At 58.6% G+C, this 14,959-nt stretch carries 7 protein-coding genes; 2 read left to right on the top strand and 5 right to left on the bottom strand.

The window, feature by feature from the left end; translation table 11 throughout:
- Positions 1 to 373 precede the first annotated feature (373 nt).
- A complete protein-coding gene (locus DU29_RS0107245; protein WP_028621143.1) occupies positions 374 to 1,093 on the top strand; it encodes a FadR/GntR family transcriptional regulator in 720 nt (239 codons plus the stop codon).
- Positions 1,094 to 1,226: 133 nt separating this feature from the next.
- Complete coding sequence (locus DU29_RS0107240; RefSeq protein ID WP_028621142.1) at positions 1,227 to 5,927, top strand: dermonecrotic toxin domain-containing protein; 4,701 nt, start codon at positions 1,227 to 1,229, stop codon at positions 5,925 to 5,927.
- Positions 5,928 to 5,988: 61 nt separating this feature from the next.
- Here the strand turns inward: DU29_RS0107240 and DU29_RS0107235 are convergent, their stop codons facing one another.
- From DU29_RS0107235 to DU29_RS0107215, 5 genes are all read right to left on the bottom strand, one after another.
- Positions 5,989 to 8,364, bottom strand: coding sequence for an efflux RND transporter permease subunit (locus DU29_RS0107235; protein ID WP_028621141.1), 2,376 nt, complete (start codon positions 8,362 to 8,364; stop codon positions 5,989 to 5,991).
- 25 nt (positions 8,365 to 8,389) lie between these two features.
- On the bottom strand, positions 8,390 to 9,442 hold the full coding sequence (locus DU29_RS0107230; RefSeq protein ID WP_028621140.1) for a WD40/YVTN/BNR-like repeat-containing protein: 1,053 nt from the start codon (positions 9,440 to 9,442) through the stop codon (positions 8,390 to 8,392).
- 1,726 nt (positions 9,443 to 11,168) lie between these two features.
- Entirely contained in the window at positions 11,169 to 13,826 is a 2,658-nt protein-coding gene (pepN, locus tag DU29_RS0107225) for an aminopeptidase N (protein ID WP_028621139.1), read from the bottom strand.
- A 10-nt stretch (positions 13,827 to 13,836) separates the two neighbouring features.
- Entirely contained in the window at positions 13,837 to 14,667 is an 831-nt protein-coding gene (locus tag DU29_RS0107220; RefSeq protein ID WP_028621138.1) for a DUF2797 domain-containing protein, read from the bottom strand.
- Positions 14,664 to 14,924: a YeaC family protein gene (locus DU29_RS0107215; protein ID WP_028621137.1), complete on the bottom strand. Its 261-nt coding sequence runs from the start codon at positions 14,922 to 14,924 to the stop codon at positions 14,664 to 14,666. The genes DU29_RS0107220 and DU29_RS0107215 overlap by 4 nt, the downstream gene beginning before the upstream one ends.
- Positions 14,925 to 14,959: the final 35 nt, after the last annotated feature.

The raw sequence follows: 14,959 nt of genomic DNA, 5'->3' as shown, positions 1-14,959 counted from the left end.
CGGACGCCGAACTCGCCGCGCGCATGGCCGACCTGCAACCGCCGCAGCAGTTGATCGTCGGCGGTTATCGTCAGCTTTATATTGATCATGTATTGCAGGCGGATCAGGGGTGTGACTTTGACTTCCTGGTCGGTTGCCGCGGGTCAGAGGTTCCCCGCCACTCTCACTGACCCCCCAACCCTCATGTAGGAGCTGGCTTGCCAGCGATGGTGGATCAGGCACGTTTGTGTCGACGGACACTCCATCGCTGGCAAGCCAGCTCCTACAGTTTTGATCTTCATCTGATTCAGGACTGTGCGTGCTCTGGCGACCGGCCTCGCCACGCCTGCTATCATGCGCCACACCTCTATCGCACAGGATCGCGCCGCTTCCCATGGATTACCGCAAACCTTCCGACCGCAAAAGCATGCACTCGCGCATCGTCCAGGAACTGGGTATGCAAATCGTCTCCGGGCGTTTCAAACCGGACGATAAATTGCCCGCCGAGGCACTGTTGTGCGAAGAGTACGCGGTCAGTCGGCCGGTGCTGCGCGAAGCCACGCGGGTACTGGTCGCCAAGGGTCTGGTGTATTCACGCCCGCGGGTCGGCACGGTGGTCAAGCAGCGCAAGGAATGGCACATGCTCGACCCGGATGTGCTGCACTGGCTGATGCAAAGCAGCCCGCAGAATGAGTTTTTCGATCTGCTGACCAGCGTACGCAGCATCATCGAACCCGCCGCAGCAGCCCTTGCTGCGCAATTCGCTACCGACGCCGACATCGCCTCCATCAGTGAAGCGTACCAACGCATGGAAACCGCGCCGACGCCCGAAGCGTTGCTGCAACCGGATCTGGATTTTCACAGCCGCATCGCCGATGCCACCCACAACGACCTGCTGGCGAACCTGTGCAACATGCTCTCGGTAGCGATTGCCGAAGCGCTGAAGCACTCCAACCAGCGTCCGAATCTGCATGAACTGGCGCTGCCGCGACACAAGGCCATCCTCACCGCCATCGAAAACCGCGACGCTCTCGGTGCCCGACACGCCACGCTGGTGCAGCTCGACGATGCGCGTAGTGCGTTGAGTGTGGTGCTGGGTAGCGACCCGTCCTGACACCGCCCTACAGATGCCCGCCACGCTGATTTCCTCTAGCACATCCATCATCTGATCTGCGGTATCCCGCTACCGCACTTTCTGCTTTTTGCCGCTTTACGTTGTGCAATCCAACCATGCCAAGGATTGCACCATGCCAACAGTTTCATCATTGGCCGACGCGGCCAACTCGACCGACATAATCTCCCGCGCCATCAGCGCCCAATTCAGCACACGACCGACTCTGCGCTCGGAGACCGCGCGCCTGCTCAAGGACGGATTGCTGGAAATGTACCCGCACATGGACTTCGATCCATATCGCACTAAAATCGCCCAGCCTATCGGCGAAGGTGCCTGGCGGCTGACCAGTTTGCTGGACGCGGTGCTGGGTTATCTGGCCAGCGGTGTGCCACTTGACCTCGCCGACCAAGAGGGCCGCGAGTGTTTTCTGACCAACAAACCACCGGCGCGACTGAGCATCAATAACAACACCGCTCGCCTGCCCGACATGCAGGTGATTGCGGCTATCATTCTCGGTCTACCGGATATTTTGTACATCGGCCTGCAGGAATCCCTGACTGCCTACTGGAATGACGATAGCGGTACGGGCGCCAGCCGCTGGCAGTGGCTGGGTGACCTGCTGGCCGGTCTCCTGAAAACCGCTGCAGTCCGCCACGCCAGCCTTGATGCAATGCAGGCCGAAATGCTGACGGAGCTGGCCAACAACCCCGATCGCCAGGCGCGATTAAAGAAACCATGGGGCAAAGGCGTGATTCAGGCCTGTACGCTGCAGACCACGCTGACCAAAGGCGATGTGACGGTCACCGTACAGACACCCGACCTTCTGGTCATTTGCGGTGACACGCATTTGTTGTGCAGCGTGACCGGCATCATCGAGTCGTACCCTTCCCTGGATGATTTCGGCGCGGTCTGGGGCGAGCGTTTTCGGCAACAGCATGCGGCCGACACAATCAGCTGGAAGCGCTTCCAGCCGGACGGCAATCTCTTCGACACGCAGGCGGCGTTGCTGCTGAACCAGCAACTGGAAAACCTCGCAGCGCTGCGATTCCCTGTTGGCCAGAGCCTGGACGAGTTGCAACAGCGCATCGACTCGATCACCGATGTTGCTCGCCTCTTCATCGAAACGCCAACCACGTCGCCCCACCTTAAATCGATACAGGCCACAATCCCCGACTGGCTGCAAGCGGCAAGCGCTGCAGACCGAATGGCCTATCGGGAACACGTCGTGGCATTGGCCAGCGTCAAACAGCAGACCGGCGGCCGCTCGTTCCGCGATGGCATCGATGACGTCCGCACGTTCGCAAAAAAAGCGCTGCACAGACAGATGCTCGAAGATCAACCGCAGGCTCCCGGTTACAACGCCGATGAACTTGAGCTGACCTTCCACGTGCCGGTCGGCGACCTCGGCAGTGGCTACCTCGAACCGGTGAAAATGTCGCTGACGGATCTGGCGATCAACAACCTTTCGAGCAAACCGAAAGGCCGCATGAGCGTTCGGCATATCAGTAATCAATTGATCCAGGATTGGACCACCGAAACGTACTTGCTGGAGTTGGTGAGTCGCGTGGATGTTGGCAAACACTACCCTGAAATGATCGACGCGCGCCTTCTCGGTGACAGCGCCGAAGCCAGTGAGCGTGAGCGCCTGTTCTCGTTGGAACTGGCCATTCAGTTACCCCTGCTCGCCCTCGAATATTCGATCAAGGCTGAACAGGGATTCGACCGAACCGGCTATCGCTATGTGATGGCGCTGATGCAAGACACGGCCGCCGAACGCGTAGTCGACGGGCAGGCCATTGTCATCCGGCCGTTGGCTTTTCAACGCAAGGCCAACGCCGAATGCGATGTAGTCGCCAACATGTTCATCATCGAACCGGAAAACCTCGACGCCGATGGTCCGCATATTCTTTACCGCCCGCTCTATACGCCTGCCCTGCAGCAGTACGCCAGCCGCAGTGACTTGCTCAAAGCGATTGTCCGCACCGGCGCCCTGCAAACCAGTGTGCTGACTTGGCTCTCTGATCGCTCAAGGCCCATCTATGCCCATAACGGCTTCCGCGAACCGCACGTCCTTCATGTCCATCTCGGCGACGAGTTCCCGACGTTCGACAAGCCGGCACCGGCGATTCTGGTAGGCGACGCGGCGGCGGCTGACTGGCTCAAAGCCGTCGACGAAAACCGCGTGCTTTCCTGTCTGTTCGTCAGTAACGCCAAAACCCTCATAGAACTGGCTGACCAGCAGTCCGTCTCGAACGCGGAAAGTCGTTGGGCAATCATCCTTGAAGGCGCCTGGCTGGTCTTCAACGTGCTGACTCTGCCGCTGCAAGGCCCGGCCATGCTCGTCGCCTGGATGCTGCAAATCGTCCATGCGCTGGTTAACGATTTGCCGGCTCTGGACGGCGGCGACCCTCGCGCGCGGGAGCTGGCCTGGATCGATTTACTGTTGAATCTGGGGCTGGTGCTGCTGCATGTGGCGAAAGCTCATGGTCCATCACCTGGGCCTGAGGCCGGCACCAAGGTAGGCGCGGTCACCCTGGAGCCGTTGCGCCGCCCGAGCGTCTTTTATCCTTCGGCACTTGACGCCGTCATCACCGAAGAAGCACCGGGGCTGACCTCGGAGCCACCGGGTAGTGGCCGTACGCTGCTGGATTTCAACCTGTCGATTGCTCGGGATTCCGCTTCGGCAAGGATGTTCACCCGGTTGTTCGAGGTTCGCGTCACCTGGCCGGCATCGTTGCCTGATCCGGTCGCCACCGGCATGTTCAAAGGTTTGTATCTGATCGACACCAGGTGGCACGCCACGCTCGGCGGGCTGCTGTTTCGCGTCAGCATCGTACCCGGCTTCGGCGACGTTTATCTGGTTCACCCCGAGCACCCCGACCATCCGGGCATCAAGCTCAGGAGCAATGGAAACGGGCACTGGAGCCTCGATCAGGGTTTGAAGCTGGACGGCGGTGGCCGTCAATCAAGAATCAATGCGCAACGAGAAGCCACCCAGCAACGCATTGCCCTGCTGGAGCACAATTTTGAAGCGTTCCTCCAGGGCCAACAGCGGGTGCAAAAAGGCGTGGATTTTGCCGAACAGTTGATGAATCAAAAAAAGGACCTCGCCACCGCATCCGAACAGGACCGTTCTATATTCAGGCAGCTTTACAGCAAGGAGCTGGATAAACAGACCGCCACTTACGCAACACAGATTGCCGAAATCAAGGAGCTCGCCGCCTTGAAAAAAAACGATCCAGACCCAGCCCGTTTATCGAATCTGCTTGAGAACAGCATCAACAACGCGCGTAAACGCCTGGTCATGACGGACGTGGAGCGCGAAGCCATAAACCGTCATTATGTCGATTTCAGCAGTGGCGCAGACCGGCTCAATGCAGCGCTGGCCACTGAGGGCCTTCAGATCATGAACCGATATTACGAGTTCATGCGCAAAACGGCCGAAATCAACGAGACCATGATCAAGTTTTATGAACAGGTGGACAGCCAGCTTCTCGAGCTCAAACAGATTCCTCGCGTAGGTGCCGAAGCCTGGCAACGCCTGTCTGGCAACCGCCCTGAAAACGAACTCAATTCATTGCGTGTCAAAGCCTACCAACTGGTGGTGCTGCGAGTACTCAGCGTGGAATCGATGCACAGCAGCACCATCGCGGCACTCGAAGCCGCAGTCAATCCGGCGCTGCTGTTGTCGCGCTCGCATGCTGAACTGCAAACCTCCGACGCCTACGGCAGCAGTGATCGCATCGCCGTGCTTGACAACCTGGTCGATCATTACAGCAAAGCGCAGGACGGACTGGAAAGTATCGGCATTTTCAATGCCGACGAGTTGCAAACATCCGCGTTCAATCGTTTGCAGGAGATCATCGGAGAACTGCGCGTCGACGCCGAGCGGCGACTCGCTGACCAGCTGCAGGCTTTGCCGGAGCCCGAGCAACCACCCTCCACTTCTGCCGGTAGCAGTGGGCAACCAGGCAGGCCGCCCACCCCGCGGGCCACTCGCAAAAGGGTCATCAAAACCACTAAAGGCGCTTTGATTGGTGAGCTGCGGCCACGAATCGCCAATCAGGGTGGGGACATCATCGACATCAATGGCCCGTTTGAGGATCGGCCTCTCGCTTCTTTCCATGAACATGAACCGAATGTCTGGGTGGAAATCGAACAGCCTCAGGCACCTGCACGTGCCGCGGTTGCACGCCCTTATTCGCAACTTAAAGGTGACGCGCGCAAGGCGCTGAACAATGTCGATGGTCAGGTGAAAAAAATTGAGGGTTATGCACTGCGTGCGAGTTCCCCTCTGGAAATCGAAGAGCAATTGCAACGCGAGGCCCGCAAGCTGACGGATTATGCCTCCGGGCTTGAGCAGCATGCCGACGCACCGGTCAACCGGGGGCAGGACACTGACCTGATCAAAGAGCTGCGTGCCAAAGCCAGTGCACTCAACATCAAAGGCACGGAGCTTCGCGCCCGCATGATCCTGGCGCGACCACCCACCAGCGAAGGTGTGCAGTATTTGTTAGAGAGTAACGCCATTTATGCCCGGGCCAAGGCTGGGAGGGTGCAACTGAAGACCGGCCGCAAAGACTTCATGCAGGAATACGTCCTGGAGGACGAGAAAAATCAACCCTGGTGGTACGCACACTTTCACTACGCGAAAGCAAACGATGCAAAAGTCGATTACACCCGCGCCCATCTGAAGACCAAAGAGCAACGCTTTGAAACCTATGAATCAGCCATGCTCAAGGCCAAGGACGCGCAGCAAAAAATCGACATTCATCACGGCATGATCAGCGAGCAACTGGCGAGCAGCGTTTTCCTGCCGCTGGAACCGCGTTAACAACGCCTTGACGAAAAAAGCCGCAACCCTGGGGTTGCGGCTTTGTTGTTTCTGCAGTCACTCAGTGAGCGAACAGCGAGTTACCCTTCTGCCCGGCGAGTTTTTCCGGTTTGATCAGGAACCGTGCCAGCGCAGGCAGCAGCCACAGCGCGCCGAACATGTTCCATAGCAGCATGAAGGTCAGCATCAGGCCCATGTCGGCCTGGAACTTGATGGCCGAGAAGATCCAGGTGCAGACCCCGATCGCCAGGCACAAACCAGTGAACAGCACGGCTTTACCGGTGGACTTCAGTGTCTGGTAGTAAGCCTCTTGCAACGGCAGACCGGCACGCAGGAAGGTTTCAAGACGGCTGTAGATGTAGATCCCGTAATCCACGCCGATCCCCACCCCAAGCGCCACCACCGGCAACGTGGCGACTTTCACGCCGATGCCCATAAAGGCCATCAGTGCGTTACCCAGTACCGACGTCAGCACCAGCGGCAGGACGATGCACAAGGTCGCCGCCCAGGAACGGAAGGTGATCATGCACATAGTCGCCACGCAGATGTAGACCAGAATCAGGATAGTCAGCTCGGATTCCCTGATCACCTCGTTGGTCGCCGCCTCGATCCCGGCGTTACCCGCCGCGAGAATGAATTCCAGACCGTCCTTGTTGTTCTCCTTGGCGAACTCCTGCACCGCATGCACGGCGCGATCCAGCGTCGCGGCCTTGTGGTCGTTGAGGAACACCAGCACCGGCGCCACCGAGCAACTGTTGTTGTACAAACCATCAGCGCGGGCAATGGAGTTGTTGAGTACGTCCGGGTTGCGCGACAGGGTTTCCCATTTCAGGTTGCCCTCGTTCATGCCCTTGATCATCTGCTTGGACACGGTCACCAGGGAGATCGCCGATTGCACGCCCTCGGTGTTCTGCATCTTCCACATCAACTCATCGATGGGCGCCATCGCTTCATAGCGCGAGCAACCTTCTGCCTTGGTCTTGACCATCACCACCAATACGTCGGAGCTGGTGGAGTAGTTGCTGATGATGAAGTTGTTGTCCTTGTTATAGCGCGAGTCCGGACGCAGTTCCGGCGCGCCCTGGTCAAGGTCACCGATCTTCAGGTTCTGGCTGTACCAGAGACCGCCACCGAAGGCCAGCAAGGCCAGAACGATAGACACCGGCGCGACTTTCGGACTGGCAAAACCCGAGAGCAAGCGCCAGAACGGGTGTTCACGATGCGCGTCTTTCTTGCTGCGCTCGACCGCGCGTTTGCTGATTCCCACGTAGGAGATCGCCACCGGCAGCAGGATCAGGTTGGTGAACACGATGACCGCCACGCCGATGGACGCGCCGATGGCCAGTTCACGAATCACGCCGATGTCGATGATCAGCAAGGTGATGAAACCTACCGCATCCGCAAGAATCGCGATCATGCCCGGCAGGAACAGTTGCCGGAAGGTTCGCCGCGCGGCGGTCAGCGCGTTGTCGGCCTCACTGGATTGCAGGGCGATACCGTTGATTTTCTGCACACCGTGGGAGATACCGATGGCAAAGATCAGGAACGGCACGAGCATCGAGTAGGGATCGAGCCCAAAGCCGAAAAAGTGCATCAGCCCCAGCTGCCAGACCACCGCCACCAGCGTGGTACTCAATACCGCGACGGTGCTGCGCATGCAGTTGGTGAACCAGTACAGCAGGATCAGCGTGATGACAAAGGCGATGCCGAAGAACATCACCACCATCACCAGACCATCGATCAGGTCGCCGACCTTCTTGGCGAAACCGACAATATGAATCTGGACGTTAGGGTTCTGCGCTTCGAACTTGTTGCGGATCTTGTCTTCGAGTTCGTGGGAGAACTTGCGGTAATCCAGCGCCAGCAACTTGCCCTGATCCTGCGGGTCCGGGTAGGACTCCAGCAACGGAATGTCGACAATGCTCGACTTGAAGTCGTTGGCCACCAGACGCCCGACCTGACCGGACTTGAGTACGTTGTTGCGCAACAGATCCAGGCTTTCCTGCGAACCGTTGTAGCTCTGCGGAATCACTTCGCCACCGGCAAAGCCCTCCTCCGTCACCTCGGTCCAGCGCACGCTCGGGCTCCATAGCGACTTGAGGCCTGAGCGGTCAACGCCGGAAATGTAGAACACCTCGTCGTTGATCTGACGCAGGGTCTCCATGTATTCCTTGGAGAAGATATCGCCGTCGGTGGCTTCCACCGAAATGCGCACGGTGTTGCCCAGGTTCGCCAGATCGTTGCGATGCTCCATCATCTTCTGAATGAAAGGATGCTCGAGCGGGATCATTTTTTCGAAACTGGTGGACGGCCGGATCAGCGTGGCCTGCCAGAACAGGAAAATGCTGACCAGCAGGCAGATCACGATCACTGCCGGGCGGTTGTTGAAAATCAGGCGTTCGAGGAACGTCGCCTTGTCCTGGTGATGGCTTGTCATGGATGTCATAGCTCCGCCCTTCTTATTATTTGCCCAGCTCGGCGCCGGTTGGCGAAGTGGCGCGAACGCCGCCCTGTCCTGCCAGTATCAGATTGCCGTTGCCCGCCGCAGTGACTGCCGAAACGGAAATGCGATCCGGTCGGTTGAACACGCTGAAGGTCTGGCCGTCGTCGTTGCTGCGCACCACGCTGCCACCGTTGCCTACGATCACGATGGAACCGTCATCAAGCAGCGTAGCCCCGGACAGGCCGAACTCCAGCGCGCCGCGCGTGGCTTTCAACTCGACCGGCTCCCAGGTAGTGCCGAAATCGGTGGACCGGTACAGGTTGCCGCGCAGGCCGTACGCCAGCATCGTGTTGGCCTGGGCGGTGCCGATCACGCCGAAAAGCGAGCCTTCATAGGGGCCTTCCAGCTTTTCCCAGGTCTCGCCCCAATCGGCGGAGCGGAACATGCTGCCTTGTTCGCCGACAATGAACAGCCCGGCATCCTTCACCGCCGCGATGGCGTTGAGGTGAAACTGATCTTCGTTGTCGAGCCGATCGCTGACGTCTTCCCAGTGTTTGCCGCCATCGGTGGTGGCCATCAACGCACCGTAAGCGCCCACGGCAAAGCCGCTGTTGACGTCCTGAAACCAGACGTCGAGCAGCGGCGATTCGCGTGTCAGTTCTTCGAATTGCTTGGTCCAGGTGGTGCCGCCGTCCTCGGTGGCGAGGATCTGGGCATCGTGGCCGACGGCCCAGCCGTGCTTGTCATCGACAAAAAACACCGCTGTCAGCAACTGCCGGGTCGGCACTTTGGCTTGTGTCCAGGTTTTGCCCTGGTCATCGGAATACAGAATGTGCCCACGATCGCCGACAGCGATCAGACGAGCGCCTGCATGCACGACGTCGAGCATCAGGCTTTTGCTGGCTCTGGCAGACTCAATGGAATAAACAACATCAGATGCCGGCGCCGCAGCGGCCAGCACAGGTGCCGACAACACGGCACAGCCCAACAGCGAGAGCGCTGTAGCCAGCAACGCGAATCTGCGTAGCGCCGGCGGGCGGCAGGTACCCACACCCATGACAGGCTCACTCATAGACCTTCCCCCATTATTATTGTTAGGTCGTTCAACCTTTCAGGGCGCCGCAAGGGGTGCTCGCGGTGATTGACAGGTTAAGAGCATAGTCCTGAAACCCGCAATCCAGAGCCCCTTCGGAAGCTGGCTTATCCTATCGGGGTTTGGAAAGGTCTGACAATCGACGCCGCGTTATCTTTTGTTAACCTGGGTGTTGGACGGGTTGGCTGAATGTTTGGGTATCAGGTGGGGTGATTGTGACTCGGTTGCGAAGGCGGTGTGTCAGGCAACCATTCAGCTGCGGCTGTCCCTGATCAACTGTAGGAGCCGAGCTTGCTCGCGATGGCGGTATGTCAGGCAACCATTCAGCTACGGCTGTCCCCGATCAGTTGTAGGAGCAAGCTTGCTCGCGATGGCGGTATGTCAGGCAACCATTCAGCTACGGCTGTCCCCGATCAGTTGTAGGAGCAAGCTTGCTCGCGATGGCGGTATGTCAGGCAACCATTCAGCTACGGCTGTCCCCGATCAGTTGTAGGAGCAAGCTTGCTCGCGATGGCGGTGTGTCAGGCAACCATTCAGCTACGGCTGTCCCCGATCAGTTGTAGGAGCAAGCTTGCTCGCGATGGCGGTATGTCGGGCGACTTGGATTTTGACGGTGTACATATCCGTTGCTGCGGTTAGGGCTGCTATTGGTTCCGCCCTTACGGCGGGTTACTTGGAAATGCGCCAAGTAACCAAGCGCCTGCGCCCCTGACGTACGGTGGCTCGCTAAGGCTCGCCATGCCCTCGCTCCGGTCCTGCTCCGTGGGCCCGCTGCCATTGGCCATCCATGGCCGGCGGCAGCTAACCCGGCATCCTTGGCGGGTTGCCCACTGCGCAGAACCTGCGCTCGGCCTTCCGACGGGGCAGATCAAGATCAAGATCTGAAGCAAAGCAAAGCAAAGCAAAGCAAAGCAAAGCAAAGCAAAGCAAAGCAAAGCAAAGCAAAGCAAAGCAAAGCAAAGCAAAGCAAAGCAAAGCAAAGCAAAGCAAAGCAAAGCAAAGCAAAGCAAATCACAGATTTCGTCTGCAAGACCCATTCAGCCCGACGCGCCACGGGAGCTGTAGCAGCTGGCGCAGCCTGCGTCCGGCTGCGCAGTTGTCGTTGTCGTTGTCGTTGTCGTTGTCGATTCTGAGCAGGCGGCTAACTATCACACCGCACCGCCCGATTTTACGACTGTTGCACAGCCGGACGCAGGCTGCGCCAGCTGCTACAGAGTGTTGTGTTGCTTCGCGGATTTGGTGAACCCTTGGCGAGCCAGCTCGGCTATAAGGCCGCCTCGGCGCGCTGTGGCTGTTAGCGCACCGTCGGGAGGCTGAGCGCAGGTTCTGCGCAGTGGGTAACCCGGCATGGATGCCGGGTTAGGCGCGCACGGCCAAGGATGGCCGATCGCGCCGGGCCCTCGGAGCAGGACCGGAGCGAAGGCATGGCGAGCCTAGGCGAGCTACCGGACGTCAGGGGCAAGAGCCTTTGGTTACTTGGGGCTCTTCCAAGTGACTCGCCGTAAGGGCGAAACAAATAGCAGCCCTCATCGCAGCAATGGATATGTACACCCACAAAAACTATCCGCGCAAGACATCGCTATCGCTGGCAAGCCAGCTCCTACAGGGAGTCGAGTACATCCGAAAGCATCGGGCCGCGCCGCAGACCGCTTTCGCGAGCAAGCTTCGCTCCTACAGGGCCGTACCTGCAGAAGCAAAGCCAGCCTCAAGCCAGGCTCTTGCTGACCACCTCAAACACATCACTCGACAAGTTGCCCGAAGCAAGAATCCGCTCCAGCTCGCCTTTCATCAATGCCTGTCGCTTGTCGTCATATTTGCGCCAGCGAGTCAGCGGCGCCAATTGCCGTGAAGCAATCTGCGGATTGAAGCCGTTCAACTCAATCACCAGATCCGCCAGGAAGCGATACCCCGAACCATCCGGCGCATGGAAGTTGATCAGGTTCTGCCCGGCAAACGCACCAACGAGCGCCCGCACCTTATTCGGGTTTTTCATAGTGAAAGCAGGATGCTGCATCAACTGACGCACCCGCTCCAGCCCACCCGGCAGCGGACTGCCAGCCTGTACGCTGAACCACTGATCCATGACCAGCGGGTTGTCCTTGAAGTGTTCAGCAAAGGTCGCCAATGCTGTAGCCTTCTGCTCCTCGAACGGCGAATTCACCAGCACCGCCAGTGCGGTCAGGCGCTCGGTCATGTTGTCGCTGGACTCGAACTGTTCAAGCGTCGCCGCCAACACTTCGGCCTTCTCGCTGAGCATCAGGTACGACAGCGCAATGTTCTGCAACGCGCGGCGAGCGAAGTGCTCGGCTTCTGCAACGTACGGCGTCTTCTTCGACAGATCGCGGTTGGCCTGGTAACGCAGCCACAGCGGTTCGAACAGATTGTTCGCCAGTTGCTTGCGAGCAAATTCCCGGGCGATGTGGATAGCCTCAACGTCAGCCACTTCGCTGATTTCTGTCAGATACGCCTCGCCTGGCAGCGATAGCATTTCCGCGACCATCGCCTGATCCAGCGTTTCATCCGTCAGCACGCTGTGTAACGCAGTGATCAGGCGCTGATCCAGCACCAACGCTTCACCGTTCTGATGATCCGCAATCAGCTCTTGCAGGACTTGCACCGACAGTTGCTGACCAGCGTCCCAACGGTTGAAACCGTCGCTGTCGTGTTGCATCAGGAACATCAGTTGATCGCGGGTGTACGGGAAACTCAGTTTCACCGGCGCGGAGAAACCGCGCAGCAGCGACGGCAACGGCTGTTGGTCGATGTCGACGAAAGTGAAGGTCTGCTCGGCTTCTGTCACCGAAATCACTCGCGACGTGCCGTGCGCGCTGGCCTCACCAACCAAACGCAGTGCAATTTCGTCACCATTACCATCCAGCAGCCCCAACTCCACAGGAATCACGAACGGCAGTTTTTCAACTTTGTCAGGGGTTTCCGGGCAGCTCTGGCGGAACGTCAGGCTGTAGGTTTTCGCGGCAGCGTCGTAGGAATCACTGACCGCCAACCGTGGCGTACCGGCCTGGCTGTACCAGCGCTTGAACTGGGTCAGGTCGACGCCATTGGCATCTTCCATGGCTTTGATGAAATCATCGCACGTCACGGCCTGGCCATCGTGGCGTTCGAAGTACAGGTCGCTGCCTTTGCGAAAGCCTTCGGCGCCGAGCAAGGTGTGGATCATGCCCACGACTTCCGAACCCTTTTCGTACACGGTGAGGGTATAGAAGTTGGAGATCTCGATGAAGCTGTCCGGGCGCACTGCGTGGGCCATCGGACCGGCGTCTTCGGCAAACTGGTGCGTGCGCAAGTACGCCACGTCCTGAATGCGTTTGACCGTCGCCGAGTTCATGTCGGCCGAGAAACCGGAGTCGCGGAACACGGTGAAGCCTTCCTTCAGCGACAACTGGAACCAGTCGCGGCAGGTCACGCGGTTGCCCGACCAGTTGTGGAAATATTCGTGAGCGACAATCGCCTCGACCCGCTGATGCGCGGCGTCAGTGGCTGTTTCGGCGCGGGCCAGCACGGCGCTGGAGTTGAAGATGTTGAGGCCCTTGTTCTCCATCGCGCCCATGTTGAAGTCATTCACTGCGACGATCATGAAGATGTCCAGATCGTACTCGCGACCGTAGACCTCTTCGTCCCAACGCATGGACTTCTTCAAGCTGTTCATGGCGTGCTGGCATTTGTCGATGTTTTCCGGCTCGACATAAATGCGCAGCGCCACGGTGCGATCGGTCATGGTGGTGAACGTGTCTTCGACGCACCACAAGTCACCGGCCACCAGCGCAAACAGATAAGCGGGTTTCTTGAACGGGTCTTCCCACGTCGCCCAGTGCCGGCCGTCTTCGCCGGGGCCGCTGGCAATCGGGTTGCCGTTGGACAAGAGCACCGGGTAGCTGTGCTGTTCGGCGACCACAGTGGTGGTGAACGTGCTCATCACGTCCGGGCGGTCGAGGTAATAGGTGATCTTGCGGAAGCCTTCGGCCTCGCACTGGGTGCAGAACATCGTGCCGGATTTGTACAGGCCTTCCAGCGCGGTATTGGTTTCCGGATGAATTTTGACGCTGGTGTCGACCGTGAAGGTTTCGCTGGTCGGCTGCAGGGTCAGATGGTTCTCGCTTACCTGGTAGTCGGCTTCGCTCAGCTCACGGTCAGCCAGCGTCACCGACAACAACTCCAGTTGCTGACCATCCAGCACCAGCGGCGGCAGGCCTGGGCCACGTTCGGGGTTGCGGCGCATCACCAGTTGCGCATGGACCAGGCTGTGGTCCTCGTACAACTCGAAGGTCAGGTGCGTCTCGTCGATCAGGTACTCGGGCGCCTGATAGTCCTTCAGGTAAATCATCTTCGGTTGTTCGGTGCGCATGCTGGAGTCCTTACTGATGCACGGCGAGCTGATAAGCCGTGTACTTACGAATATTGATCACGCCGGTGTCGAAAATCAGATATTGCCCTTTGATTCCCAACAGCGTGCCTTCGGCGATCGGATTCTTGTCCAGGTTGAAACTGACGATCTTGGCCGGGTACTGCTCGACCGGGTAGCGGATTTCAATCGGTTCCACGTCGGCAATAGTCTGAATGGCCTGTAGACCGAATCGTTCCTGCAAACCTTGCAAACCTTGCGCGCAGCTCTCGAACAGCTGATCACGCACTTGTGCCAGATCCACCGACACCGCTTCGCCCTTGAGTAAAGCACGCCAGTTGGTTTTGTCGGCTACCTGACTGCGGAACAGGTCTTCGACGAAGCCCGATTGCTGACGGGTCGAGACGCGCATGATCGGCAAAGCCTGGCGCGCGCCCTGATCGATCCAGCGAGTCGGCAGCTGAGTGGCGCGGGTGATGCCGACTTTTACCCCTGAGGAATTCGACAGATAAACCACATGATCGGTCATGCAGAACGTCGTGCCCCACTCCGGATCACGGCAGGTACCGGCCTCGAAGTGGCAGCGTTCGGGGCTCATGATGCACAGATCGCACTGCGCCAGTTTGGTCATGCACGGGTAGCAGTAACCCTGGCTGAAACTGGTTTTGGTCTTGCGTCCACAATGGGAACAATGGATCGCTCCCAGAAACTCGAGACGTATCGTGCTGCCGATCAACGGATTGACCGGCACCTCGGTCTCGCCCAGACGAAACGCGTACTGCACATGCGGTTCGTCAAGGCGCGCCGACATTTTGCTGATTGCACCGCGGCCAATCTCGATCAATGGATGGCATCCGACTTGAACAGAATGTTGGGCACGCTGATCGACTTCGAACTGCATTCCTGCGGGCCCATGTAACCGGTGCGTTCTTCCTCGGGCAGGTTCTGGATTTCCCAGGCGATCATCGCTTGCAGCGAGAGTTCGCGTTGCTCGGCCGTCAGCTTGTTGCCGTCGGACCATTTACCGATCTCCACCGCCAGTTTCAGGCTCTGGTAGATATCGGGTGTGATGTTGTTGATCATTTCGTTGAAAGAGGACATTCGGTCTCCGCGCTCTCTTGTTTCACACGTAACAG

The organism is Pseudomonas sp. Ant30-3 (genome assembly GCF_000690905.1).
GTDB lineage: Bacteria > Pseudomonadota > Gammaproteobacteria > Pseudomonadales > Pseudomonadaceae > Aquipseudomonas.
This window is presented reverse-complemented; position numbering and strand designations above follow the sequence as displayed.